Origin of the sequence: uncultured Azonexus sp. (assembly GCF_937982035.1) — a bacterium.
Taxonomy (GTDB): domain Bacteria; phylum Pseudomonadota; class Gammaproteobacteria; order Burkholderiales; family Rhodocyclaceae; genus Azonexus.
This window is the reverse complement of sequence record NZ_CALJNI010000005.1, coordinates 87,338-111,605: the sequence shown is the minus strand read 5'-3', so window position 1 is coordinate 111,605 and position 24,268 is coordinate 87,338. Positions and strand designations below refer to the sequence as shown.

21 protein-coding genes are annotated in these 24,268 nt (G+C 64.3%); 10 read left to right on the top strand and 11 right to left on the bottom strand.

What is annotated here, in order from left to right; translation table 11 throughout:
- Positions 1-59 precede the first annotated feature (59 nt).
- From Q0799_RS05355 to Q0799_RS05335, 5 genes are read right to left on the bottom strand one after another with little or no spacing between them, the layout of a single operon-like run.
- The gene (locus Q0799_RS05355; RefSeq protein ID WP_298395333.1) at positions 60-551 is read right to left on the bottom strand and encodes an aminoacyl-tRNA deacylase; all 492 of its coding nucleotides are present in this window, start codon (positions 549-551) and stop codon (positions 60-62) included.
- A 9-nt stretch (positions 552-560) separates the two neighbouring features.
- Positions 561-1,481, bottom strand: coding sequence for a site-specific tyrosine recombinase XerD (xerD, locus tag Q0799_RS05350; protein ID WP_298395330.1), 921 nt, complete (start codon positions 1,479-1,481; stop codon positions 561-563).
- Positions 1,447-1,932: a methylated-DNA--[protein]-cysteine S-methyltransferase gene (locus Q0799_RS05345; RefSeq protein ID WP_298395327.1), complete on the bottom strand. Its 486-nt coding sequence runs from the start codon at positions 1,930-1,932 to the stop codon at positions 1,447-1,449. The genes xerD and Q0799_RS05345 overlap by 35 nt, the downstream gene beginning before the upstream one ends.
- A gap of 6 nt (positions 1,933-1,938) precedes the next feature.
- On the bottom strand, positions 1,939-3,111 hold the full coding sequence (locus Q0799_RS05340) for an acyl-CoA dehydrogenase (RefSeq protein ID WP_298395324.1): 1,173 nt from the start codon (positions 3,109-3,111) through the stop codon (positions 1,939-1,941).
- On the bottom strand, positions 3,104-4,360 hold the full coding sequence (locus tag Q0799_RS05335) for a glutamate-5-semialdehyde dehydrogenase (protein WP_298395321.1): 1,257 nt from the start codon (positions 4,358-4,360) through the stop codon (positions 3,104-3,106). The genes Q0799_RS05340 and Q0799_RS05335 overlap by 8 nt, the downstream gene beginning before the upstream one ends.
- 113 nt (positions 4,361-4,473) lie before the next feature.
- Between Q0799_RS05335 and Q0799_RS05330 the strand changes: the two genes are divergently transcribed.
- Entirely contained in the window at positions 4,474-4,710 is a 237-nt protein-coding gene (locus tag Q0799_RS05330) for a hypothetical protein (protein WP_298395318.1), read from the top strand.
- Here the strand turns inward: Q0799_RS05330 and holA are convergent.
- From holA to Q0799_RS05310, 4 genes are all read right to left on the bottom strand, one after another.
- A complete protein-coding gene (gene holA, locus Q0799_RS05325; protein ID WP_298395316.1) occupies positions 4,707-5,723 on the bottom strand; it encodes a DNA polymerase III subunit delta in 1,017 nt (338 codons plus the stop codon). The genes Q0799_RS05330 and holA overlap by 4 nt on opposite strands.
- Positions 5,723-6,247, bottom strand: a complete 525-nt coding sequence (gene lptE, locus Q0799_RS05320; protein ID WP_298395313.1) for an LPS assembly lipoprotein LptE — start codon at positions 6,245-6,247, stop codon at positions 5,723-5,725. The genes holA and lptE overlap by 1 nt, the downstream gene beginning before the upstream one ends.
- A 10-nt stretch (positions 6,248-6,257) precedes the next feature.
- A complete protein-coding gene (gene leuS / locus Q0799_RS05315; protein WP_298395373.1) occupies positions 6,258-8,867 on the bottom strand; it encodes a leucine--tRNA ligase in 2,610 nt (869 codons plus the stop codon).
- A gap of 197 nt (positions 8,868-9,064) precedes the next feature.
- Entirely contained in the window at positions 9,065-9,415 is a 351-nt protein-coding gene (locus Q0799_RS05310) for a hypothetical protein (RefSeq protein WP_298395310.1), read from the bottom strand.
- Between the two features lie 247 nt (positions 9,416-9,662).
- Here Q0799_RS05310 and Q0799_RS05305 point away from each other — a divergent pair, with 247 nt between their 5' ends.
- The 7 genes from Q0799_RS05305 to ampD all read left to right on the top strand — a co-directional run bounded on the left by Q0799_RS05305 (position 9,663) and on the right by ampD (position 17,575).
- On the top strand, positions 9,663-11,801 hold the full coding sequence (locus tag Q0799_RS05305; protein ID WP_298395306.1) for a UvrD-helicase domain-containing protein: 2,139 nt from the start codon (positions 9,663-9,665) through the stop codon (positions 11,799-11,801).
- An 89-nt stretch (positions 11,802-11,890) separates the two neighbouring features.
- Complete coding sequence (locus tag Q0799_RS05300) at positions 11,891-13,222, top strand: TAXI family TRAP transporter solute-binding subunit (protein WP_298395303.1); 1,332 nt, start codon at positions 11,891-11,893, stop codon at positions 13,220-13,222.
- Positions 13,219-13,848 (top strand): ParA family protein, encoded by a 630-nt coding sequence (locus Q0799_RS05295; protein ID WP_298395300.1) that lies wholly within the window; start codon positions 13,219-13,221, stop codon positions 13,846-13,848. The genes Q0799_RS05300 and Q0799_RS05295 overlap by 4 nt, the downstream gene beginning before the upstream one ends.
- A 10-nt stretch (positions 13,849-13,858) precedes the next feature.
- Entirely contained in the window at positions 13,859-14,089 is a 231-nt protein-coding gene (locus tag Q0799_RS05290; protein ID WP_298395297.1) for a PP0621 family protein, read from the top strand.
- Positions 14,090-14,091: 2 nt separating this feature from the next.
- Positions 14,092-15,696, top strand: a complete 1,605-nt coding sequence (locus tag Q0799_RS05285) for an ATP-binding protein (RefSeq protein ID WP_298395294.1) — start codon at positions 14,092-14,094, stop codon at positions 15,694-15,696.
- Positions 15,654-17,012, top strand: coding sequence for a sigma-54 dependent transcriptional regulator (locus Q0799_RS05280; RefSeq protein ID WP_298395291.1), 1,359 nt, complete (start codon positions 15,654-15,656; stop codon positions 17,010-17,012). The genes Q0799_RS05285 and Q0799_RS05280 overlap by 43 nt, the downstream gene beginning before the upstream one ends.
- Positions 17,009-17,575, top strand: a complete 567-nt coding sequence (gene ampD / locus Q0799_RS05275; RefSeq protein ID WP_298395288.1) for a 1,6-anhydro-N-acetylmuramyl-L-alanine amidase AmpD — start codon at positions 17,009-17,011, stop codon at positions 17,573-17,575. Before Q0799_RS05280 ends, ampD begins: the two co-directional genes overlap by 4 nt.
- Here the strand turns inward: ampD and Q0799_RS05270 are convergent.
- Together Q0799_RS05270 and Q0799_RS05265 are read right to left on the bottom strand one after the other, a co-directional pair.
- The gene (locus Q0799_RS05270) at positions 17,552-18,739 is read right to left on the bottom strand and encodes a pyridoxal phosphate-dependent aminotransferase (protein WP_298395285.1); all 1,188 of its coding nucleotides are present in this window, start codon (positions 18,737-18,739) and stop codon (positions 17,552-17,554) included. The genes ampD and Q0799_RS05270 overlap by 24 nt on opposite strands.
- 61 nt (positions 18,740-18,800) lie before the next feature.
- The gene (locus Q0799_RS05265; protein ID WP_298395283.1) at positions 18,801-20,645 is read right to left on the bottom strand and encodes a phosphoenolpyruvate carboxykinase (GTP); all 1,845 of its coding nucleotides are present in this window, start codon (positions 20,643-20,645) and stop codon (positions 18,801-18,803) included.
- 243 nt (positions 20,646-20,888) lie between these two features.
- Here Q0799_RS05265 and Q0799_RS05260 point away from each other — a divergent pair, with 243 nt between their 5' ends.
- Together Q0799_RS05260 and pbpG are read left to right on the top strand one after the other, a co-directional pair.
- Positions 20,889-23,168 carry an NADP-dependent malic enzyme gene (locus Q0799_RS05260; RefSeq protein WP_298395281.1) on the top strand — a complete coding sequence of 760 codons (2,280 nt, stop codon included), beginning with the start codon at positions 20,889-20,891 and terminating at the stop codon, positions 23,166-23,168.
- A gap of 103 nt (positions 23,169-23,271) precedes the next feature.
- Positions 23,272-24,264 (top strand): D-alanyl-D-alanine endopeptidase, encoded by a 993-nt coding sequence (gene pbpG, locus Q0799_RS05255; RefSeq protein WP_298395279.1) that lies wholly within the window; start codon positions 23,272-23,274, stop codon positions 24,262-24,264.
- The last annotated feature ends 4 nt before the right edge of the window (positions 24,265-24,268 follow it).

The window sequence follows — 24,268 nt, the reverse complement described above, 5'->3', positions numbered from 1 at the left end:
TTTATGCCGTGACCGTCGATTGATCTAATCGATTGATTAAATTTTGGCGATAGCTGGGTTTAATTTGGTAGGGCGGCGTCGACCGGTTTTGCCTTGAGTACGCTGCTCAGGATGGCCGGATCGATACCGACCAGGAAGCCGCGCTTGCCGCCGTTGATGTAAATCAGCGGCAATTCGAGGATGCTGCGCTCGACGAACACCGGCATCGCCTTCTTCGTGCCGAACGGACTGGTGCCGCCGACCAGGAAGCCGGTGTGGCGGTTGGCGACTTCCGGCTTGCAGGGTTCGACCTTCTTGCACGGAATCTGCCGCGCCAGTTCCTTGGTCGACACCTTGCAATCGCCGTGCATGAGCACGATCAGCGGCTTGGCGCTCTCGTCTTCGAAGACCAGTGTCTTGACCACGGCATGTTCGTCGACGCCGAGTTCGCGTGCCGAGACGCGGGTGCCGCCGTGTTCTTCATAGGCGTAGAGATGCGGGGTGAAACTGACCTTGTTCGCTTTCAGGAACTTGGTCGCCGGAGTTTCGGGGGCGTGTTCTGGCTTGCTCATGGCGGCATTCTAACCGCGCGGATGATGCATCGCATGCAGCGACTTCAGCCGTTCGCGGGCAACGTGGGTATAGATCTGTGTGGTCGAGATGTCGGCGTGGCCGAGCAGCAGCTGGACGACGCGCAGGTCGGCGCCGTGGTTGAGCAGATGCGTGGCGAAGGCGTGGCGCAGCACGTGTGGCGACAGTTTCGCCGGGTCGATCCCGGCCACCAGCGCGTAGCGCTTGACCAGATGCCAGAAGGCATGACGAGTCATGGCGCCGCCGCGGGCGGTGACGAACAGGGCGTCGCTGACCTGGTCGTGCAGGATGGCGGCGCGCGCTGTCTTCAGGTAGTCGGCAATCCAGTCGATGGCCTGCTCACCGAGCGGCACCAGCCTTTCCTTGCTGCCCTTGCCAAAGGCGCGCAGCACGCCATCGGCCAGGCTGACCTCGTGCAATTTCAGATTGACCAGCTCGGAAACACGTAGCCCGGTCGCGTACAGGGTCTCGAGCATGGCCCGGTCGCGCCGACCGAGTGGCGTGTCGAGGTCGGGCGCGGCGAGCAGGTTGGCGACCTGCTGTTCCGACATGACCTTGGGCAGGCGCGACGGCAGGCTGGGGTTGGAGAGTTTCAGCGTCGGGTCACTGACGATGCGACCGCGCCCGACCTGCCAGCGGAAGAAGCGGCGCAATGTGGACAGGTAGCGCGCCTGCGAGCTGGCGCGCGTGCTACGTGACAGGTGGGCGACGAAGGCGGTCAGCGTCGTTTCACGCAGGTCGAGCAGCGGCTCATGCGCGTGTTCGGCGAGCCAGCCGGCCAGCCGGCCGAGGTCGGAACGGTAGCTGTCGAGCGTTGCCTTGGCCAGACCGTCCTCCAGCCAGAGGGCGTCGCAGAACTGGTCGATCTCGGCGAGGTCAGTGGGGCTTGGCGGCAAGTTCGGCGTTTTCATGCTGCAGCAGCCAGCGCTTGACCTCGAGCAGGAAACCGCCGCGTTCGCGGGCGAAGCCGCCGAGCCCGCCCTGGCTGGCGACAACGCGGTGGCAAGGGACAACCACCGGGTAAGGGTTGGCGCCGCAGGCCTGGCCGACGGCACGCGGCGCGTTGTGCAGGGCTTTTGCCAGTTGGCCGTAGGTTTCGGTCCGGCCGCCGGGAATGGCTGAAATCTGTTCCCAGACGCGGCGCTGGAAGCTTGTTCCGGCGGGTTTGAGCGGCAGGCTGAACGGACTGGCCGGGTCGCGCAGGTAGGCTTGCAACTGTCGAACGGCTTCGGCCGCGAGCGGGGTGGTCGGCGCCAGGGTGGGGCGGGGCTCAAGGAAGTCGATGGCGGTGATTTCGTCGGCGTCGCAGCAGATGCCGAGACAGAAACCGGGGGCGGCGACGATGGCTTGGTAGTCCTTCATGGCCGTTCAGAAAGCGGAAATGCCGGTCTGGGCGCGGCCAAGTATGAGCGCGTGGATGTCATGCGTACCCTCGTAGGTATTGACCACTTCGAGATTGACGACATGGCGGATGACGCCGAATTCGTCGGAAATGCCGTTGCCGCCGAGCATGTCGCGTGCCGTACGGGCGATGTCGAGCGCCTTGCCGCAGGAATTGCGCTTCATCAGCGAAACGATTTCCGGCGTTGCGCTGCCGTCGTCCATCATCCGGCCCAGGCGCAGTACGCCCTGGATGCCGAGGGTGATCTCGGTCTGCATGTCGGCGAGTTTCTTCTGTACCAACTGGTTCGCTGCCAGCGGCCGGTCGAACTGCTTCCTGTCCAGCGTGTATTGCCGGGCCGTGTGCCAGCAGGCTTCGGCGGCTCCTAAAGTGCCCCAGGCGATGCCGTAACGGGCGGAATTCAGGCAGGTGAACGGACCTTTCAGGCCGGCGACGTCGAGGCGGTTTTCCGTCGGGACGAACACCTCGTCCATGACGATCTCGCCGGTGATCGAGGCGCGCAGGCCGACCTTGCCGTGGATCGCCGGCGCACTCAGGCCGGGCATGCCTTTGTCGAGGATGAAGCCGCGAATGACGTTTTCGTCGTCCTTGGCCCAGACGACGAAAACGTCGGCAATCGGCGAATTGGTGATCCACATCTTGCTGCCGGACAGCTTCCAGCCGCCGGGCACGGCGCGGGCGCGGGTGGCCAGGCTGCCGGGGTCGGAACCGGAGTTGGGTTCGGTCAGCCCGAAGCAGCCGATCAGCTCGCCGCGACCGAGGCCGGGCAGGTACTTCTGTTTCTGTGCCTCGCTGCCGAAGGCGAAGATCGGCAGCATGACCAGCGAGGACTGCACGCTGAGCATCGAGCGGTAGCCGGAATCGACGTATTCCACTTCGCGGGCGATCAGGCCGTAGGAGACGTAGTTCAGCCCGGCGCCGCCGTATCGCGGCGGCAGCGTGGCGCCGAGCAGACCCATCTCGCCCATCTCGCGGAAGATTGCCGGGTCGGTGTGCTCGTTGCGGAAGGCGTCGCGCACCCGCGGCGCCAGCGCCTTCTGCGCGAAGCTGCGCGCCGCGTTGCGCACCTGGCGTTCGTCGGCCGCCAGTTGTGAATCTAGCAGCAGCGGGTCTTCCCAGTTGAAGCTGGGCTTAGCCACGGACGTGCCCGTCGCCGAGGACGATCCATTTCTGGCTGGTCAGGCCTTCCAGACCAACCGGGCCACGGGCGTGGATCTTGTCGGTCGAGATGCCGATTTCGGCGCCCAGGCCGTATTCGAAGCCGTCGGCGAAGCGCGTCGAGGCATTGATCATGACCGAGGCCGAATCGACTTCGCGCAGGAAGCGCATGGCCTTCGGATGGTTGTCGGTGACGATGCTTTCGGTATGCTTCGACGAATACTGGTTGATGTGGGCGATGGCCTCGTCGATGTCGGCCACGACCTTGACCGAAATGATCGGCGCCAGGAATTCGGTGTAGTAATCCTCTTCCGTGGCCGCGACGGCGTTCGGGACGATGGCGCAGGTTGCTTGGCAGCCGCGGATTTCGACGCCCTTGGCGGTCAGCATGTGGGCGATCGGCGGCAGCAGCATGGCGGCAACTGCGCGGTCGACGAGTAGCGATTCGGCCGTGTTGCAGGTGCCGTAGCGCTGCGTCTTGGCGTTTTCGACGATTTTCAGTGCCTTGTTCGGGTCGGCTTCTTCTTCCAGGTAGACGTGGCAGTTGCCGTCCAGGTGCTGGATCATCGGCACGCGGGATTCGGCCAGGAGCCGCGCGATCAGGCCTTTGCCGCCGCGCGGCACGATGACGTCGACGAACTCGCGCATGGTGATCAACTCGCCCACGGCGGCGCGGTCGGTGGTGTCGACGACCTGGACACAGTCGGCCGGCAGGCCCGCGGTGCGCAGACCTTCCTGGACCAGGGCAGCGATGGCGCGGTTGCAGCGGATCGCTTCCGAGCCACCGCGCAGGATGGCGGCGTTGCCGGATTTCAGGCAGAGGGCGGCGGCGTCGGCGGTGACGTTCGGGCGGGCTTCGTAGATGATGCCGATGACACCGAGCGGCACGCGCATCTTGCCGACCTGGATGCCGGACGGGCGGAACTTGAACTCACCCATCTCGCCGATCGGATCGGGCAGCTTGGCGACCTGTTCGACGCCTTCGGCCATGTTGTCCACGCCCTTGTCGGTCAGCGTCAGGCGGTCGAGCATGGCCGGCTCCAGACCGGCGGCGCGGGCGGCGGCGACATCCTCGGCATTGGCGGCGAGCAGTGCGGCTTTTTCACGGCGGATGGCGTCGGCAATCGCCTGCAGGGCGGCGTTCTTTTCGGCGGTCGTGGCGGTGGCGAGACGGCGCGACGCGGCGCGGGCCTGGCGGCCGATCGTCTGCATGTAGTCCTTGATGTCCATGGGCTTGTCGGTATGAGGCAAAAACACATTATAGCCAGACAAATTACAGGGAACTTCCAGAAGCAGGTAAACTCTTAACCGCAACGACAACAGGGCTTTCCGTCGAGGACAAGATGGCCGAAAAACTGATTTTGCCGACCGAAGTCAAGGTCTGCGCAACCTGCAGCTACTGGGATGGTGACCGCCAGGTGGATGCTGAAATGAAACTGGTCGTGGTTTCCGACGAGTGCCAGGGTGAGTGCCTGGTACAGGAAGCCAGCAAACCCGGGCTGCACGACGTGCGCCGGGAGTGCGACTGCATCTGGGAAGATCTCGATCCGGACGAACCGTCCGCGCCGCCGGCCGCTTAAGCCGGCCGCGAACTCCTGCACAGCGAGATGCCCAGTTGCAGGAATTCATCCCACAGATTGCCGCGACCGATCCCCTTGATCAGTGCGTCGATCCGTCCCGCATGCCTGAGCGCGGCTTCGAGGCGGTTCTGGCTCAGACGCTGCAAGGCCCGTTTGACCTGAACCTGACGCGGCCCCCAGACTTTGGCATCCTTCAACAGCAGATCGAGCGGGCGGCCGCTGTCCAGCCCGCCGCGGATCGCTGCCAGGGCGCGGATTTCCTCGCACATGGCCCACAGTACCAGCGGCGGCGCTTCGCCTTCCTGCATCAATCCGTCGAGCGTGCGCGCCAGGCGAGCAACGTCGCCGACCAGCAGGGCTTCGCGTAGTCCCTCGATATCGTAGCGGGCGACATTGAGCACGGCGTCGCGGATCTGCTCGTGCGACAGCTTGCTGGCTGGGTAAAGCAGGGCCAGTTTCTGGATTTCCTGGTGGGCGGCGAGCAGATTGCCTTCGACGCGTTCGGCGATGAACTTCAGGCTTTCCGGTTCGGCGCTCTGCTGCTGCCGGCGCAGACGGCCGGCGATCCAGCCGGGCAGTTCGGCCAGCGGTGGCGCATTCAGCTTGATGACGACGCCGGCATTGGCCAGCGTGGTGAACCAGGCCGCCTTTTCCTCGCGCCAGTCGAGCTCGGGCAGCGTGATCAGCAGCAGATTGTCGGACGACAGGTTCTGGCACCACTGCTGCAAGGCCGCGCTGCCCTCCTTGCCCGGTTTGCCGCCGGGAATGCGCAGGTCGATCAGCTTGCGGTCGCCGAACAGCGACAGGTTGCCGCCGGCGGCGAGTAACTGCCCCCAGTCGAACTGTGCCAGCACGGTCAGCACTTCGCGTTCGTTGTAGCCGGCGCTACGCGCGCGGGCACGAATCGCATCGGCCGCTTCGAGCACCAGCAACGGCTCGTCGCCGTAGAGCACGTAGAGTGGACGCAGCTCGCGTTCGAGGTGCGCCGCCAGTTGCTCGGCCTTGAGCAGCATCAGTCCTCTTCCGTCGCCGTCGGATCCTTGGGCTTGATCAGGCTCAGGCGGCGCATGATCTGGTTGACCAGGTCATTGTTCATGTCGCGCCAGAGGATGCCTTCTTCGATGTCCTTGGTCAGCACGCTGGAGTCGTCGAAGCTGATGTCCCGGGTCAGGGCAATCTTGTTGGGGGCGACGAGCTCCCGGCCCTGGCCGTCGACCAGGCGGAAGGTGTAATCCAGCTGCAGGCGGTATTCGCGGACGCGGCCTTGGGCATTGACGCTGAGAATGGTCTTCTGGCGGTTGTCGCCGAGTTGCTGGAAAACGGCGGCTGCCTGCTTGGCGTCGCCGACGATTTCGGTGTCGCCGCTGCTGCGGATGTAGCGTTCCAGCCAGATGCGTACTTCGGCCGTTTCCGGTAGGGCGATGTACATGGTCCGGTAGGGCAGGTCGCTGCCGCCCGCGCCGCGCAGATGGAAGCCGCAGCCGGCGACCAGAAGGGCGAGCAGCAGGGCGAACAGGGAGCGGAGCGGGTAGCGCATGCGAGTTTCCTCAGACGACGATATTGACCAGGCGGCCCGGAACGACGATGACCTTCTTCGCCGGCTTGCCTTCCATGAATTTCTGGGCGTCGGGATTGGCCAGCGCGGCGGCTTCGATGCTCGCCTTGTCGGCTTCGGCGGCGACGCGGATGGCACCGCGCAGCTTGCCGTTGACCTGGACGACCAGCTCGATTTCATCCTGCTTCAGCGCGGCCGCGTCGGCCTTCGGGAAGGTGGCGAGGCCGGCGTCGGCACCTGGCTTCAGTTCGCTGTAGAGCGCCTGGCCGATGTGCGGGACGATGGGGAAGAGCAGGAGCACGGCGCTTTCCAGGACTTCCTGGGCCAGCGCGCGGCCGGCGGCATCGGCCAGATCGCACTTGTCGTAGGCGTTGAGCAGCTCCATGACGGCAGCGATGGCGGTGTTGAACTGCTTGCGCCGGCCGTAGTCGTCGGCGACCTTGCCCATGGTCTGGTGCAGCTTGCGGCGCAGGTCGGCCTGGGCCGAACTCAACCCGTCGTTGCTCGTGCAGGCGGCGACCAGGCCACCCTGAACGTGGTCGTAAGTCGTCTTCCACAGGCGGCGAAGGAAACGGAAAGCGCCTTCGACGCCGGCATCCGACCATTCCAGCGACTGGTCCGGCGGCGAGGCGAACATGATGAACAGGCGGGCGGTGTCGGCACCGTACTGGTCGATCAGCGCCTGCGGGTCGACGCCGTTGTTCTTCGACTTCGACATCTTCTCGGTGCCGCCGATGACCACCGGCAGACCGTCGGCGCGAAAGGTGGCGCCAGTCGGCCGGCCGCGCTCGTCGGTGACGACGTCCACATCGGCCGGGTTGATCCACTGCTTCTTGCCGCCGTCGAGTTCGCGGTAGAAGGTCGGGGCAACGACCATGCCCTGGGTCAGCAGGTTGGCGAAGGGTTCGCCAAGGTCGCCGATCAGGCCGACGTCGCGCATCAGCTTGGTGAAGAAGCGCGAGTACAGCAGGTGCAGGATGGCGTGCTCGATGCCGCCGATGTACTGGTCGATGCCGCCTTTACACCAGTAGGCGACGCGCTCGTCGACCATGGCCGTGGTGTTGTCCGGGCAGGCGTAGCGCAGGAAGTACCAGGACGACTCGAAGAAAGTGTCCATGGTGTCGGTTTCACGCTTGGCGTGACCACCGCACTTCGGACAAGTGGTTTCGTAAAACTCGGGCATCTTGGCCAGCGGCGAACCGGCGCCGGTGATCTCGACGTTCTCCGGCAGCACGACCGGCAACTGCTCGTCGGGCACGGGCACGTCACCGCAGCTCGGGCAATGGATGATCGGGATCGGGCAGCCCCAGTAGCGCTGGCGGCTGATGCCCCAGTCGCGCAGGCGGAACTGGGTCTTCTTTTCACCCAGGCCCTTGGCAGCCAGGTCGGCGGCAATCGCATCGACGGCGGCTTCATAGCCGAGGCCGTCGTACTTGCCGGAATTGACCAGCTTGCCCTTGACCTTGTCGGCGTACCACTCGGCCCATTGCTGGTTGCTGAAGCTTTCGCCGTCGACGGCGACGACCTGCTTGATCGGCAAGTTGTATTTCAGGGCAAAGGCGAAGTCGCGCTCGTCGTGCGCCGGCACGGCCATCACGGCGCCGTCGCCGTAGCTCATCAGCACGTAGTTGCCGACCCAGACTTCAACTTTTTCGCCGGTCAGCGGGTGGCTGACGTAGATGCCGGTCGGCATGCCCTTCTTTTCCATCGTCGCAATGTCGGCTTCGGCAACGCCGCCCTTCTTGCATTCCTCGATGAAGGCGGCAAGTTCCGGATTGTTGGCGGCGGCGCGGGTGGCCAGCGGGTGTTCGGCGGCGACGGCGACGAAGGTGACGCCCATGATGGTGTCGGCGCGGGTGGTGAACACCCACAGCTTTTCCTCGGCGTTGTCGGCCAGCGGGAAGGCGAAGCGCACGCCGGTGCTCTTGCCGATCCAGTTCTTCTGCATCAGGCGCACCTGCTCCGGCCAGCCCGGCAGGTTGTCGAGCTCGGCCAGCAGTTCCTCGGCGTAGGCGGTGATCTTCATGTAGTACATGGGGATCTCGCGCTTCTCGATCAGTGCGCCGGAGCGCCAGCCGCGGCCGTCGATGACCTGCTCGTTGGCGAGCACGGTATGGTCGACCGGGTCCCAGTTCACGGTGCCGAGCTTCTTGTACACCAGGCCCTTTTCGTAGAGGCGGGTGAACAGCCATTGTTCCCAGCGGTAGTACTCGGGCGTGCAGGTGGCGAATTCGCGCTGCCAGTCGATGGCGAAGCCCAGCGACTTCAGCTGCGAGCGCATGTAGTCGATGTTCGAGTAGGTCCACCCGGCTGGCGCCACGTTGTTGGCCAGCGCGGCGTTCTCGGCCGGCATGCCGAAGGCGTCCCAGCCCATTGGCTGCAGCACGTTGTAGCCCTGCATCTTGTGGAAGCGCGAGAGCACGTCGCCGATCGTGTAGTTACGGACGTGGCCCATGTGCAGTTTCCCGGATGGATACGGGAACATCGACAGGCAGTAGTACTTGGGTTTGCTGGCGTCTTCGACGGCGCGGGCGGCACCGGTTTCGTCCCAGTGTTGCTGGGCGGCGCGCTCAAGGTCGGCCGGGGTGTATTTTTCCTGCATGGGCATGGGGAGCGTTCTTGCTGAAAGGCGTCGATCAAACCGCGAATTATAGCGGTTGCGCGGCCCGGTTTCTCCCCGGTTTTCAGCGCGTCCTGCGCTCGCCGGCAGGAAGGGGGCATTTTGCCCCCGGTTCTGTTACGGTTCCCCGGAGCGGCGTCGATTTGCGCCGCCCCGGGCCGGACATCAACGACGTCCGGTCAGGCGGCTTTTTTTTGGCCGACCATGTCGTTCCAGGTGCTCTGCCAGCAACGGTAGGCATTCTGCGCCGCCATCAGCGAGAGCAGCGACATGCGGGTCTGGTGGCGCCACATCCAGGTCAGTTGCGGGGCCGGGTTGAGCTTGCCGGTGGACAGCGAACCGGCTTCGTCCTCGACGATGGACAGGAAGCGCTCAATGGCCAGGCCGCAGAATTCGGAGCCTTCGGATTTTCCGGTCAGGTACTCGGCTTCGCCGACGGCGCGGCGCCACAGCTTGAGCGCCAGTTCTTCACTGATGCCGGCTTTCTTGGCGATCCACGGGAGGATCTTCGGTGACTTCATGCTGTTCATCTTGCTGCTCCTTTTACGATCGTGGCGGTGACCACTTCTGTATCGACTGCCTTGTGGGCAAAAAAGTTTTGTGCACTGCAATATTTATTTGCTTCCAGTATACGTTGCCGTGACCTGTGGGTCATTAGTGGATAACCCTTAAGTAAATGTTGCGTTGCACAAATGCAACAAATTGGTCCGACCATTTGTCCTTTGCTGGCGGCGGGCATTGTACACTGGCGGACTGTTTATGTGACCAGTCCAAACCATGCCCGATCTGCTCGCCAACCTCAATCCTCCTCAACTGCAGGCCGTGACGCTGCCGCCGGTGCATGCGCTGATCCTGGCCGGCGCCGGCAGCGGCAAGACGCGAGTACTGACGACGCGCATCGCGTGGCTGATTTCGACCGGCCAGGTCGGGCCGCACGGCGTGATGGCGGTGACCTTCACCAACAAGGCGGCCAAGGAGATGAGTGCGCGCCTGTCGGCGCTGGTGCCGATCAACGTGCGCGGGATGTGGATCGGCACCTTCCACGGCCTGTGCAACCGGCTGCTGCGCGCGCACTACCGCGAGGCGGGTCTGCCGCAGACTTTCCAGATCCTCGATTCGGCCGACCAACTGGCGATGGTCAAGCGCCTGCTGAAGAATCTCAACATCGACGACGAGAAATACCCGCCGCGCGAGCTGTGCCATTTCATCAACGCGCACAAGGAGCAGGGCGTGCGCGCCGGCCAGGCCGAGGTGTACGACCACTACACGCAGAAGCGCGTCGAGATTTACGCCGAGTACGAGGCCCAGTGCAACCGCGAGGGCGTCTGCGACTTCGCCGAGCTGTTGCTGCGCTGCTTCGAGCTGCTGCAGCGCAACGAGCCGCTACGCACGCATTACCAGCAGCGTTTCCGGCACATCCTGGTCGACGAGTTCCAGGATACCAACAAGCTGCAGTACGCCTGGCTGCAACTGCTCGCCGGCGGCGGCGCCAGGCTCTTTGCGGTCGGCGACGACGACCAGTCGATCTACCGCTTCCGCGGCGCCGAGGTCGGCAACATGCGCGACTTCGAGCGTGACTACTGTGCCGACAACATCATCCGCCTCGAGCAGAACTACCGCTCGCACGGCAACATCCTCGCCGCTGCCAACGCCATCATCAAGTACAACCGCGAGCGTCTGGGGAAGAACCTGTGGACCGACGCCGGCGACGGCGAGCCGATCCGCGCCTTCGAAGCCTATTCGGACATCGACGAGGCGCGTTTCATCGTCGACGAAGTCCGCGAACTGGTCCGCGACGGCGTGCCGGCGACGCAATGCGCCATCCTCTACCGTTCGAATGCCCAGTCGCGCGTGCTCGAACACGAGTTGTTCACCAAGGGCGTGCCCTACAAGGTTTATGGCGGCCTGCGCTTCTTCGAGCGCCAGGAAGTCAAGCACGCGCTCGCCTACCTGCGCCTGCTCGGCAACCCGGACGACGACACCGCCTTCCTCCGCGTCGTGAACTTCCCGACTCGCGGCATCGGCGCCCGCTCGCTGGAAAACCTGCAGGCTGCCGCGCACCAGATGAATTCCAGCCTCTACAACGCCGCCGCCTCGCTGACCGGCAAGGCCGGTCAGACCGTCGGCGCCTTCATCCGGCTGGTCGAGACGCTGCGCCAGGAAACCGAGAAGCTGCCGCTGCCCGAGATCATCGAGCATGTCGTCGAGAAGTCCGGCCTGGCCCAGCATTACCGGCTGGAAAAGGAAGGCCAGGAGCGCCTGGAGAACCTCGACGAACTGATCAATGCCGCCGCCACTTTCGTTGACGACGAAGGCGCGCTCGGCGAAGGCGGCGCGCTCGCCTCCTTCCTCGCCCACGCCTCGCTCGAATCCGGCGAGCACCAGGCCGGCGAGGGCCAGGAAGCGGTTCAGTTGATGTCGGTGCACGCGGCCAAGGGCCTGGAGTTCGACGTCGTCTTCATCAGTGGTCTGGAGCAGGGCCTGTTTCCGCACGAGAACGCGGTCAGCGAGGGGCGCGACGGGCTGGAGGAAGAGCGCCGCCTGATGTACGTCGCGGTCACCCGCGCCCGCCAGCGGCTTTACCTGTCCTGCGCGCAGACCCGGATGCTGCATGGGCAGACGCGTTATTGCACGGCCTCGTCCTTCTTCGACGAGATTCCCGAGGAACTGCTGCTCAAGCTCAACAAGAAGGCCGCGGCCCCGGCGCCGACCTGGGGCGGCTATGCCGCCGCCAGCAGCGAGCCGGTGGCCGGCGGGCTGCGTATCGGCCAGAACGTCGAGCATGCCAAGTTCGGTCTCGGCGTCATCGTCGCCACCGAGGGGCGCGGCGCCGATGCCCGGGTGCAGGTCAATTTCGGCGGCGGCGCCGGCATGAAATGGCTGGCGCTGGAGTACGCCAAGCTGACGCCGGTGTGATTTGGCAGCCGGCTGCGGTAGATCGCCGGGCGGCTCGGTGATACCCTCGGCATTTTGACGCTGACCGGAATGTTTTCCGTGACCAAGGCATGATGGCGAAAATCAAGGCTGGACTCGTTTCCCTGCGCGACCTCGTGGCGACGGCGTGGTGGATATTCCTGATCGCCGGGCTCGGCTTCGTCGTTGCCTACCAGTTCGTCGAGCCGGCGCCGCCGAAGCATGTGGTCATGACCGCCGGCGGCGAGAGTGGCGCGTATTACCAGTTCGCCAAACGCTACGCGGCGATCCTGGCGCGCGACGGGATCACCCTGGAGGTCCTGCCTTCGGAAGGTTCCCTGCACAACCTGGAACGCCTGAAGAATGGTGAAGCGCAGATCGGCTTCGTCCAGGGCGGTGTCATCGAGCCGTCGCCGGATGCCGAGATCGACGGCGAGCCGGAGGATCATGGCCTGCTTTCGCTGGGCAGCATGTTCTACGAGCCGGTCTGGGTCTTTTACCGTGGCAAGACCATCGACCGCCTGAGCGACCTGCAGGGCAAGCGCATCGCCATCGGCCAGGAAGGTTCCGGCATCCGCCATCTGGCGCAACGTTTGCTCGACGACAACGAGGTCGATTTCCGCAGCAACACGGTGCCGATTTCCGGCCTGGATGCTGCCGAGGAATTGCAGCAGGGGCGTATCGACGCCGCCTTCATCATCGCCGCCGAACATGCGCCGGTGGTCCAGGTGCTGCTGCGCTCGCCGGACGTCAAACTGATGAGCTTTTCGCAGTCCTTTGCCTACGAGCGCCGCTACCCCTTCCTGACCCGGCTGACCATGCCCAAGGGTGTTGCCGACCTGGTTCGCGATTTCCCGCCCGAGGATACGCGGGTGCTGGCGCCGACTGCCAGTCTGGTGGTCAGCGAGGACCTGCATCCGGCACTGCAGAACCTGCTGCTGCAGGCGGCGCGTCAGGTCCATGGGCGACCGGGTTTTTTCCAGACGGCCAACGAGTTCCCGGCGTACATGGACGGCATGCTGCCGCTGTCGTCGGAAGCCGAGCGTTTCTTCAAGTCGGGCCCGCCCTTCCTGCAGCGCTACCTGCCGTTCTGGCTGGCGGTGCTGGTCGATCGCATGTTCGTCCTGCTGCTGCCGGTGATCGCCCTGCTGATTCCGCTGATGCGGGTGGCGCCGGCACTGTATAGCTGGCGGGTGCGCTCCAAGGTGTTCCGGTGCTACGGCGAGCTGAAATTTCTCGAGGACGACCTGAAGAACCATTTCGACCGCGAGCGCCTGCCGGAATACCGCAGCCGGCTTGATGCGCTCGACGAAGAGGCGGCCGAGCTGCATGTGCCGCTGGGCTTCACCGATCTGGTCTACACCTTGCGCGAGCACGTCAATCTGGTGCGGCGCATTCTCGACAAGAAGGAGCGCGGTGCATGAAGGGCTTCCTCGTTGCCAACCCCAAGGGCGGTTCCGGCAAAAGCACGCTGGCGACCAATCTGGCCGGGTACTTTGCCAGCCGCGGCCACGAGGTGATGCTGGGCGACATCGACCGCCAGCTGTCGTCGAGCGAATGGCTGGCGACCCGGCCTTTCGAACTACCGACCATCGACACCTGGGAGATCGGCCCGGACAACATCGCCCGGCCGCCCAAGGGCACCTCGCACGTCGTGCTCGATACGCCGGCCGGACTGAACGGCAAGCTGCTCGACAAGGTGCTCAAGCTGTCGACCCGGGTCATCGTTCCGGTGCAGCCGTCGATGTTCGACATGCGCGCAACCCGCCATTTTCTCGAGGCCCTGCTCGACGAGAAGGCGGTGCGCAAAGGCCGCGCCGACGTCGCCGTGATCGGCATGCGGGTCGATGCGCGCACGCGTGCGGCCGCCGAACTGGAACGGTTTTTTGCCGGCTTCGATCTGCCGGTGCTCGCCTACCTGCGCGACACCCAGGTCTACGTCCAGGCGGCAGCCGCCGGCATGACCCTGTTCGACCTGCCGCGTTCGCGCGCCGAGCGGGACATCGAGCAGTGGCAGGCGATCATCGAATGGGTCGAGCGCCCACTGTGACGAGACGCACATGCTGAAATATCTCCTGTTGCTGGTCCTGCTGCTGATTGTCTGGTGGGCGTGGAAAAAGCGCGCCGGGGACGACAGCGGCGGCAATGACGCGCCACCGCGGACACCGGAACGGATGGTGCGTTGCGCCCATTGCGGGGTACATCTGCCGGAGAGCGACGCGGTCGTCGACGGTGACGCGTATTTCTGCAACGAGGCGCACCGCCGGGCCGGGCGCAGCGGCGGCGACTGATCGTGCAGGGCTGGCTGACCACCACTTGGGAGCCTAACTGGCGCTCCTTCCGCTACTTCGTGCTGTACCGCCTGCTGCTCGGCGGTCTGTGCCTGCTCGGTCTGCTGTTCCCGAGCGAGTGGAACGTCCGTCTCAACCTGTTGCCTTCGGCCTTGCTGTATACGCTGGTCGGGGCCTATTTCGCCGCCATGGTTTCCGGGTATTTCCTGGCCCGCTTCTGGCAGCAGCATTTCAATTTCCAGCTATCGTTCCAGGTTCTGGCCGACGTCCTGGTGATCAGTGTACTGATGTTCATCGCCGGCGGCGTCAGTAGCGGACTCGGACTGGTCCTGCTGATCTCGCTGGCGGCCGCCAGTCTGGTCGGCCAGGGCCGGCTGGTGCTCTTCTACGCGGCGCTGGCGACCTTGGCGGCACTGATGTCGCAGAGTTTCGGCATCCTTTATCGCGGCTTCGATCCGGGCAGCATCGTCCAGGCCGGCTTCCTGTCGGCGGGGTATTTCGCCACCGCCATCCTGGCCCGCCTGCTCGGCCAGCGCATCATGATCAACGAGGATCTGGCGCGCCGGCGCGGCATCGCGCTGGACAACCAGATCCGCATCAATCAGCGGGTGGTCGAGCGCATGCAGGACGGGGTGCTGATCGTTGCACCCGACGGCCAGGTCGTCCGCTACAACCCGATGGCCGCGCGCCTGCTCGGCCTGCCGTCGGTGGCCGGCCAACTGGCGGCCAATGCGCCGACGCTGGCCGCCGGGCTGGCGCACTGGCTGGCCGGCGGTAACGATACCCTCCTGTTTTTCGGTGCCGGCAATAGCGAACTCGGGGCGCGCTTCGAGTCCACCGCCAGTACCGACGGCGATGTGCTGATCTTTGTCGAGGACGTCGGCCGGATCAAGGAGCAGGCCAAACAGTTGAAACTGGCTGCGCTCGGGCGATTGACGGCGAGCATTGCGCACGAGATTCGCAATCCGCTGTCGGCCATCAGCCATGCTTCGGAGTTGTTGCACGAGGAGCGGCGCGGCGAGATTTTCGAGCGGCTGCTGCGCATCATCGGCGACAACACGGCCCGGCTGGACCGGATCGTCAGCGACGTGCTCGAACTCGGTCGGCAGAATCAGGCGCAGGTTGAAGCGATCGCCCTGCGCGAGTTTCTCGGCAATTTTGCCGTGGAGCTGCTGGCCAACGAGAACCTGCCGGCATCGACCATCGCGCTCGACGTTCCTCCGGGCAAGATGATCTGCTTCGACCGCTCGCATCTGCACCAGGTGCTCTGGAACCTGGTCGGCAATGCCTTGCGGCATGCGTCGCGCGGGCCGGGGTCGGTGCGGATCGTGTTTGCCGGGGAAGACGTGCCGGGGCGGGTAGAATTGCATGTGATCGACGACGGCCCCGGGGTCCCCGAAGCCTTGCGCGACCAGATTTTCGAGCCGTTTTTCACCACTCACACGCTCGGTACCGGGCTCGGCCTGTTCATCGCGCGCGAGTTGTGCGTGGCCAACGGCGGTGCGCTGGTCCTCAAGGCTGGGGGAGGGGGCGGTCATTTCATTGTTTCCGGGAGAAGCGATACGTGTCAGTCAGCCGTAGCGAACGACGCCCCCGCGGCGAGTTGAACCGTGTCCTCGTCATCGACGACGAGGCCGACATCCGCGAATTGATCGACCTGACCCTGGCTCGCATGGGGCTGGCGGCGGAATGCGCCGGCTCGGTTGCCGAGGCCAAGGCACTGCTGGCAGCGTCCTCCTTCCAGTTGTGCCTGACCGACATGCGCCTGCCCGACGGCGAGGGGCTGGAAATCGTCCGCTATATCGGCGAGCATCATCCCAGCCTGCCGGTGGCGGTGATCACCGCCTGGGGCAGCGCCGAAAATGCCGTCGCCGCACTCAAGGCCGGGGCCTTCGATTACCTGGCCAAGCCAGTCGGCCTGGAGCAGTTGCGGGCCCTGGTCCGCTCGGCTTTGCGGCTGCCCAGCGAAAGCGGTCAGAGCGACGAATTGCGGGCGCTGACCGGCGATTCGCCGAGCATGCAGCAGGTTCGCGAGATGATCGAGAAAATGGCGCGCAGCCAGGCGCCGATCTATATTTCCGGCGAGTCCGGTTCCGGCAAGGAACTGGCGGCGCGCCTGATCCACGCCCGCAGCGCGCGCAGCAGCGGGCCTTTCGTCCCGGTCAATTGCGGGGCGATTCCCGAAAACCTGATGGAGAGCGAGTTCTTCGGTTACCGCAAGGGCGCCTTTACCGGCGCCGACGGCGATCGCGACGGTTTTTTCCAGGCGGCTAACGGCGGCACCCTGTTCCTCGACGAAGTCGCCGACCTGCCGCTGGCGATGCAGGTCAAGCTGCTGCGTGCCATCCAGGAAAAGCGCGTGCGCAAGGTCGGCAACGTCACCGAAGAGCCGGTCGATCTGCGCATCATCTGCGCCACCCATCGCAATCTGCGCGAATGCGTCGACCAGGGCAAGTTCCGCCAGGATCTCTACTACCGGCTCAACGTCATCGAGTTGCGCATGCCACCTTTGCGCGAGCGCATGGAAGACATCGCGCCGCTGGTCGACAGCATTCTCAACAAGCTGTGCGGCGCGGTGCATCCGCGGCTGTCGGCGGCGGCGATCAAGGCGCTGCAGTTGTATTCCTTCCCCGGTAACGTGCGCGAACTGGAGAACATCCTCGAGCGGGCGACGGCACTCTGCGTCGGCGACGAAATCGGTCCCGAAGACCTGCACCTCGAACCCGAGGAGATTGGCGGAGGCGGGGGCGATGGTCAGGGGCGCGGCAGCGAAAGCCTGGACGAATACCTGAACCGCCTGGAGCGCCACGCCATCCTGGAAGCGCTGCAGCAAACCGAGGGCAACCGCACGGCGGCGGCGAGGCTGCTCGGCGTGACTTTTCGTTCCCTGCGTTACCGGCTGGAACGGCTGGGCATCGAATGAGCTGGTGCGACGGCGGCTGGTGGCTTGCGGCTGAACGGCTGGACTCACCCAATTTCGGCGAGCGGCCGGCGGCTGTTGAAGTCTCGCTGGTCGTCGTCCATAACATCAGCCTGCCGCCCGGCGAATTTGGCGGCAACTGGGTCGAGGATTTCTTCCTCAACCGCCTTGATGCCGGCGCCCATCCTTACTTTGCCGAGATTGCCGGGCTGCAGGTATCGGCGCATTTCTATGTCCGCCGCGACGGTCGTGTGATCCAGTTCGTCGGTTGCGACCGGCGCGCCTGGCATGCCGGTCGGTCGACCTGGTGCGGGCGGGATAACTGCAACGATTACTCGGTCGGCATCGAACTGGAAGGTTGCGACGAACTGCCGTTCACCGAGGCTCAGTACGCCGCCTTGTGGCCCTTGCTCGATGCCTTGCGCCAGCGTTATCCGATTGCCGCCGTCGCTGGTCACAGCGATATCGCGCCGGGGCGCAAGAGCGATCCCGGGCCGCATTTCGACTGGGCGGCGCTGGCCGCCCGTCATCCCGACCTCGACTTACCGCCCGAAGTAACGGCGTAGGCGCTCGACCGCCTCGGCCAGTCGGTCAACGCCGGTGGTGTAGGCGAAGCGGATGTGTTTCTCCGGCGCGTTGGCGCCGAAATCCAGCCCCGGTGTGGCGGCGACGCCGGTTTTTTCCAGCAGGTCGCGAGCCAGCGCAAAACTGTCGGCGGCCAGCGCCGAGCTGTCGCAATACAGGTAGAAAGCGCCTTCCGGGCGGGCGGTGATGCGAAAGCCAAGTGCTTCCAGCGCCGGTGCCAGGAAATCGCGGCGACGGCGGAATTCGGCCCGGCGTTCTTCCAGGATGGCGATGGTTTCCGGCCGGAAAGCCGCCAGCGCGGCGTGCTGTGCCGGCGTCGACGGGCACAGGACCAGGTTCTGCGCCAGCTTCTCGACGTCGCGCAGGTAGGGCTCGGGAATCACCATCCAGCCCAGGCGCCAGCCGGTCATCTGGAAATACTTGGAGAAGCTGTTGATCACCCAGATGTCGTCGCCGGCGGCGCAGGCGGTTGGTGCATCGCATTCGTCCCCCAAGGGGACTTCCTTCGGGGCGTAGGTGAGGCCGTGGTAAATCTCGTCGACCATGAAGTGGCCGTTGCGAGTGCGGCAGATGTCTGCTAGTGCAGCGATTTCCGGCAGCGTCAGCAGCGTGCCGGTCGGGTTGGCCGGCGAGGCGACCAGCAGGCCGGCGGTGCGCGCGTTCCAGGCCGCGCCGACCTGCGCCGGCGTCGGCTGGAAGTTGCTTTCCGGGCCGACGGCGATGGCTTGCGGTCGACCTTCGTAGGTGCGCAGGATGTGGCGGTTGCACGGGTAGCCGGGGTCGGCCAGCAGCCATTCGTCGCCGGGGTTGGTCAGGCAGGCGAAGGCAAGGTTGAGCGCGCCGGAGGCGCCGTTGGTCACGGCGATGCGGCGGGCCGGTACGTCGACGCCGTAACGTTGGCGGTAGAAATCGCTGATTGCCTGGCGCAGTTCGGGCAGGCCGAAGGCCTGCGTGTACATCGTCTTGCCGCCGGCGATGGCGTTGATGGCCGCCTGGGCGATCGGTTCCGGCGTCGGGAAGTCCGGTTCGCCGACTTCCATGTGGATGATGTCGCGGCCCTCGGCTTCGAGCTGGCGGGCGCGGGTCAACAGTTCGACGACGTGGAAGGGTTCGATGTCGGCGAGACGGGCGGCAGGACGGTACATGGGCTCTCCAAAGGAAAACGGCCACCCGCAGGTGGCCGTTTGATTATCGCTTAGGCAATACTTATGCAGCGTCCTTGAAGATGCCCATTTCGAACAGTTCGCGTTTGAGCACGAGTTCGCGCGGCATCTTCTCGCCCATCTTGTCGAACCACTCCTTGTGGCCGGCCAGTTCGGCCTTCCAGGCGTCGGCGTCGATGGTGGTCAGGGCCTCGAAGTCATCCTTGTTGATGTCCAGGCCGGTCCAGTCGATGTCCTCGAACTTCGGCATCCAGCCGAGCACGGTTTCCTTGGCGGCGACGGTGCCCTTGCAGCGGTCGACGATCCATTTCAGTACGCGCATGTTGTCGCCGAAGCCCGGCCACATGAACTCGCCCTTCTCGTTCATGCGGAACCAGTTCACGCAGAAGATCTTCGGCGTGGCATCGACGGTTTTGCCCATCTTCAGCCAGTGGTTGAAGTAGTCGCCCATGTGGTAGCCGCAGAACGGCAGCATGGCGAACGGGTCGCGGCGGACGACACCCTGCTGGCCGAAGGCGGCGGCGGTGGTTTCCGAGCCGAGGGTGGCAGCCATGTAGACGCCGTAGTTCCAGTTGAAGGCCTGGTACACCAGCGGCACGGTGGTGGCGCGACGGCCGCCGAAGATGAAGGCGGAGATCGGCACGCCGGCGGGGTCTTCCCAGGCCGGATCAACCGACGGGCACTGGTTGGCCGGGGCGGTGAAGCGCGAGTTGGCGTGGGCGGCCTTCTTGCCGGCCTTGCCGTCTTCCGGCGTCCAGTCCTTGCCCTGCCAGTCGATCAGGTGCGCCGGGGCTTCCTTGGTCAGGCCTTCCCACCACACGTCGCCGTCGTCGGTCAGTGCGACGTTGGTGAAGATGATGTTTTCCTTGAGCGTGGCCAGGGCGTTGTAGTTGGTCTTGGCCGAGGTGCCCGGGGCAACGCCGAAGAAGCCGGCTTCCGGGTTGATCGCGTAGAAACGGGTGATGCCGTCGGCGTCGAGGCGCGGCTTGATCCAGGCGATGTCGTCGCCGATGGTGGTGATCTTCCAGCCGTTCATCGGCTCGGGCGGGATCAGCATGGCGAAGTTGGTCTTGCCGCAGGCCGACGGGAAGGCGGCAGCGACGTAGGTCTTTTCACCTTCCGGCGATTCGACGCCGAGGATGAGCATGTGTTCGGCCAGCCAGCCCTGGTCGCGGGCCATGTTCGAGGCGATGCGCAGCGCGAAGCACTTCTTGCCGAGCAGGGCGTTGCCGCCGTAGCCGGAGCCGTAGGACCAGATCTCGCGGGTTTCCGGGTAGTGCACGATGTACTTGACGGTCGGGTTGCACGGCCAGGCGACATCCTTCTGGCCGGCTTCGAGCGGGGCGCCGACGGTATGCACGCAGGGGACGAATTCGCCATTGGTGCCGAGCACGTCAAACACCTTGGCGCCCATGCGGGTCATCGTGCGCATGTTGACGACGACGTAGGCGGAGTCGGAAATTTCCACGCCGATGTGGGCGATCGGCGAACCGAGCGGGCCCATCGAGAACGGGATGACGTACATCGTGCGGCCCTTCATGCAGCCCTTGAAGAGGCCATTCAGGGTTTCGCGCATCTTGGCCGGTTCTTCCCAGTTGTTGGTCGGGCCGGCGTCTTCCTTGTTTGCGGAGCAGATGTAGGTACGGTCTTCGACGCGGGCGACGTCGGACGGGTCGGAGAAGGCCAGGTAGGAGTTCGGGCGCTTTTCCGGGTTCAGCTTGATCAGGGTGCCGGCTTCAACCATTTCCGCACACAGACGGTCATACTCTGCCTGCGAACCATCGGCCCAGTAGATGCGGTCGGGCTGGGTCAGCGCAGCAATCTCGGCGACCCATTTTTTCAGGCCTTCGTGTTTGACGTAATCTGGTGCATTCAGCGGTGCGGTCATGGCGATGTCTCTCTCTAAGTTACTGAAATAGCTAGGTTTCACGCCAGTCGCCGGGAGCTGCCACCAAGACTGCGAGCGGCTGGAGGCCGTCGGCTGGGAAGCCCGTAATTATGCATCAAATCAGGGTAAATAGCTACTTGACTTTTCGTATCTAAGTGATGTCCGAAATGAACAAAAGCCGCCAAGCTGATATAATTTATCGCATCACAAAACCGTATTTCACGATATAAAACGGAGGAAGACATGGATCCCAGGCAGCTGCGCGAGGCCGCGCTTTACTATCACCGTCATCCGAAGCCGGGCAAGATCGCGGTCACGCCGATCAAGCAGCTGACCAATCAGTACGATCTGTCGATGGCCTATTCGCCAGGTGTTGCCTTCGCCTGCGAGGAAATCGTCGCCGATCCGGCCGAAGCCAGCACCCTGACCGCCCGCGCCAACCTGGTTGGCGTCATCACCAACGGCACTGCCGTCCTCGGCCTCGGCGCGATTGGTCCGCTTGCTGCCAAGCCGGTCATGGAAGGCAAGGGTGTGCTGTTCAAGAAGTTCGCCAACATCGACGTCTTCGATCTCGAGATCGAAGAACGCGATCCTGACAAGCTGATCGAGACCATTGCCTCGCTGGAGCCGACCTTTGGCGGCATCAACCTCGAGGACATCAAGGCGCCCGAGTGTTTCTACATTGAAAAGAAGCTGCGCGAGCGGATGAAGATTCCGGTCTTCCACGACGACCAGCACGGTACGGCGATCGTCGTCGGTGCGGCCATCCTCAACGGCCTGCATTTGATCGGCAAGGACCTGTCCAAGGTCAAGATCGTCACTTCCGGCGCCGGCGCTGCGGCGCTCGCCTGTCTCGACCTGTTGGTCATGCTGGGGGCGCCGGTCGAGAACATCTGGGTCACCGACATCAAGGGCGTGGTCTACGAAGGCCGCGTCGAGGAAATGGATGAGATCAAGGCGCGCTACGCCAAGAAGACCGACGCCCGGTCGCTGGGCGAAGTGATCGCCGACGCGGATGTCTTCCTTGGCCTGTCGGCCGGCGGCGTACTCAAGCCGGAAATGGTCGCGAAAATGGCGCCCCGGCCGGTGATCATGGCGCTCGCCAACCCGACGCCGGAAATCCTGCCCGAGCAGGTCAAGGCCGTGCGCGACGACGCGATCATGTGTACCGGCCGGTCGGACTACCCGAACCAGGTCAATAACGTCCTCTGTTTTCCGTTCATTTTCCGCGGTGCGCTCGACGTCGGTGCGACGACGATCACCGAGGAAATGAAGATGGCGGCGGTCAAGGCCATCGCCGAACTCGCTCGTGCCGAGCAGTCGGACGTGGTCGCTTCGGCCTACGGCGAGAAGATTTCCGGCTTCGGCCCGGAATATCTGATTCCCAAGCCCTTCGACCCGCGCTTGATCGTCAAGATTGCGCCGGCCGTGGCGCAGGCCGGCATGGATTCGGGCGTCGCGACGCGGCCGATCCAGGACTGGGACGCCTACCTGCAGGGGCTGAACGAATTCGTCTATCACTCCGGCCTGATCATGAAGCCGGTGTTCGCCCAGGCGCGACTGGCGCCCAAGCGCATCGTCTTTGCCGAGGGCGAGGACGAGCGCGTGCTGCGCGCGATCCAGGTCATCCGCGACGAGGGAATCGCCCGCCCGGTGTTGATCGGCCGACCGGCCGAAATCCTGCGGCGGATCGAGGCTGCCGGCCTGCGCATCCGCGAAGGTGAGGATTTCGAGATCATCCACTCGGAGAACAATGCCTTCTTCGACGCCCACTTCGACGAGTTCTGGCAGACCTACTACGGCATCATGCAGCGTAAGGGCGTCTCGCCCGACTACGCGCGCCGCGAAGTGCGCCGCCGTAATACGCTCTATGGCGCCTTGATGGTCCGCCTCGGTTACGCCGACGGCCTGATCTGCGGCACTTTCGGTCGTCACGACACGCATCGCGAATATGTTGAGAATGTCATCGGCACCCGCGCCGAGCATGATCGTTACTACACGATGAATCTGCTGCTGCTGCCCGGTCGCACCGTGTTCATCGCGGACACCTACGTGAATTACGATCCGAGTGCCGAACAACTGGTCGACATGACCTTGATGGCGGCCGAGGAAATCCGCAATTTCGGCATCGTTCCCAAGGTGGCGCTGCTGTCGCATTCCTCTTTCGGTACCGAGGACACGCCGACCGCGGTGAAGATGCGCGAGGTGCTCGGCGAACTCAACCGACGTGCGCCGGAACTCGAAGTCGAAGGCGAAATGCACGGCGACGCCGCGCTCGACGAGCAGATCCGCCAGGTGACCTTCCCCAATTCCCGCCTCAAGGGGCAGGCCAACCTGCTGGTGATGCCGACGCTGGACGCGGCGAACATCTCGTTCAACCTGCTCAAGGTGGCGGCCGGCGACAACCTGACCGTCGGACCGATCCTGCTTGGGGCGGCACGGCCGGTAAACATCCTGACGCCGACGGCCACCGTCCGCCGCATCGTCAACATGACGGCGTTGACCGTGGTTGACGCCTCCTGAGTAAGTGCCTCAGTTTTCGTCGCTATCTCAATGGTTTGATTGAAATTTTGTCCTTGGCTGATAAACTCGGATAAAATTCCGCCAAATCTTGGAGAGTTTCTACATGCGGCGAAAACTGTGGCTTCTGCTGACATCCCTGGCGCTGGTTCTGGCGCCTTTGCCGGTTATCGTGGACAAGGCAGAAGCTCAGACGAGCAAACCCAAGCAGTCGTCCGCCAAAAAGTCTTCGACCTCCGCCAAGCAAGCGAAGAAGACCGCGAAGAATACGACCAAGAAAACCGTCGCCAAGCATCAGGGCGCGGTGCGCCATGTTGCGGTCAGCGATGATCCGACCCGTCTGGCCATTCAATCCTCGGCTGCCCTGGTCCTGGATCAGAGCAGCGGTCGGGTGCTGGTCGAGAAGCAGCCGGACGCCGTGGTGCCCATCGCTTCGATCACCAAACTGATGACCGCCATGGTCGTGCTCGACGCCGGTCTCGACATGGAAGAAGTGATTTCCATCAGCAGCGCCGACATCGACGATCTCAAGGGGACCCGCTCGCGTTTGCCAGTGGGCACGACGATGACCCGCGAAACGGCGATGTTGCTGGCGCTGATGTCGTCGGAAAACCGCGCGGCCAATGCGCTCGGTCGCCACTATCCCGGTGGTTTGCGGGCTTTTGTCGATGCCATGAACCGCAAGTCGCGCTCGCTGGGCATGTTCGATACGCGCTTCGAGGAGCCGACCGGGCTGTCGAGCAACAACGTGTCTACCGCCCACGACCTGGCGCGCATGGTGACTGCCGCGGCACGTTACCCGCACATCCGCATGTATTCGACCACGGCCGAGGCCAAGCTGGAGCTGAGCGGGCGCATCCAGACCTTCGGCAACACCAATACCCTGGTTCGCAGCGACAACTGGCAGATCGGCCTGTCGAAGACCGGTTACATCTCCGAAGCCGGGCGTTGCCTGGTGATGCAGGCCTGGGTTGCCGACAAGCCGGTGGTCATCGTGCTGCTCGATTCGCAGGGCAAGATGACGCGCGTTGGCGACGCCAACCGGATCAAGCGCTGGATGGAAAGTGCCGGCCTGAAGCCGGTCGCCACGCCGGCCTGACCAG

Bases quoted from the DNA above. Each gene is read 5' to 3' on its own strand.
- Q0799_RS05355 (WP_298395333.1), bottom strand. From the start codon at position 551: ATGAGCAAGCCAGAACACGCCCCCGAAACTCCGGCGACCAAGTTCCTG.
- xerD (WP_298395330.1), bottom strand. From the start codon at position 1,481: ATGAAAACGCCGAACTTGCCGCCAAGCCCCACTGACCTCGCCGAGATC.
- Q0799_RS05345 (WP_298395327.1), bottom strand. From the start codon at position 1,932: ATGAAGGACTACCAAGCCATCGTCGCCGCCCCCGGTTTCTGTCTCGGC.
- Q0799_RS05335 (WP_298395321.1), bottom strand. From the start codon at position 4,360: ATGGACATCAAGGACTACATGCAGACGATCGGCCGCCAGGCCCGCGCC.
- Q0799_RS05330 (WP_298395318.1), top strand. From the start codon at position 4,474: ATGGCCGAAAAACTGATTTTGCCGACCGAAGTCAAGGTCTGCGCAACC.
- holA (WP_298395316.1), bottom strand. From the start codon at position 5,723: ATGCTGCTCAAGGCCGAGCAACTGGCGGCGCACCTCGAACGCGAGCTG.
- lptE (WP_298395313.1), bottom strand. From the start codon at position 6,247: ATGCGCTACCCGCTCCGCTCCCTGTTCGCCCTGCTGCTCGCCCTTCTG.
- leuS (WP_298395373.1), bottom strand. From the start codon at position 8,867: ATGCAGGAAAAATACACCCCGGCCGACCTTGAGCGCGCCGCCCAGCAA.
- Q0799_RS05310 (WP_298395310.1), bottom strand. From the start codon at position 9,415: ATGAACAGCATGAAGTCACCGAAGATCCTCCCGTGGATCGCCAAGAAA.
- Q0799_RS05305 (WP_298395306.1), top strand. From the start codon at position 9,663: ATGCCCGATCTGCTCGCCAACCTCAATCCTCCTCAACTGCAGGCCGTG.
- Q0799_RS05300 (WP_298395303.1), top strand. From the start codon at position 11,891: ATGATGGCGAAAATCAAGGCTGGACTCGTTTCCCTGCGCGACCTCGTG.
- Q0799_RS05295 (WP_298395300.1), top strand. From the start codon at position 13,219: ATGAAGGGCTTCCTCGTTGCCAACCCCAAGGGCGGTTCCGGCAAAAGC.
- Q0799_RS05290 (WP_298395297.1), top strand. From the start codon at position 13,859: ATGCTGAAATATCTCCTGTTGCTGGTCCTGCTGCTGATTGTCTGGTGG.
- ampD (WP_298395288.1), top strand. From the start codon at position 17,009: ATGAGCTGGTGCGACGGCGGCTGGTGGCTTGCGGCTGAACGGCTGGAC.
- Q0799_RS05270 (WP_298395285.1), bottom strand. From the start codon at position 18,739: ATGTACCGTCCTGCCGCCCGTCTCGCCGACATCGAACCCTTCCACGTC.
- Q0799_RS05265 (WP_298395283.1), bottom strand. From the start codon at position 20,645: ATGACCGCACCGCTGAATGCACCAGATTACGTCAAACACGAAGGCCTG.
- Q0799_RS05260 (WP_298395281.1), top strand. From the start codon at position 20,889: ATGGATCCCAGGCAGCTGCGCGAGGCCGCGCTTTACTATCACCGTCAT.
- pbpG (WP_298395279.1), top strand. From the start codon at position 23,272: ATGCGGCGAAAACTGTGGCTTCTGCTGACATCCCTGGCGCTGGTTCTG.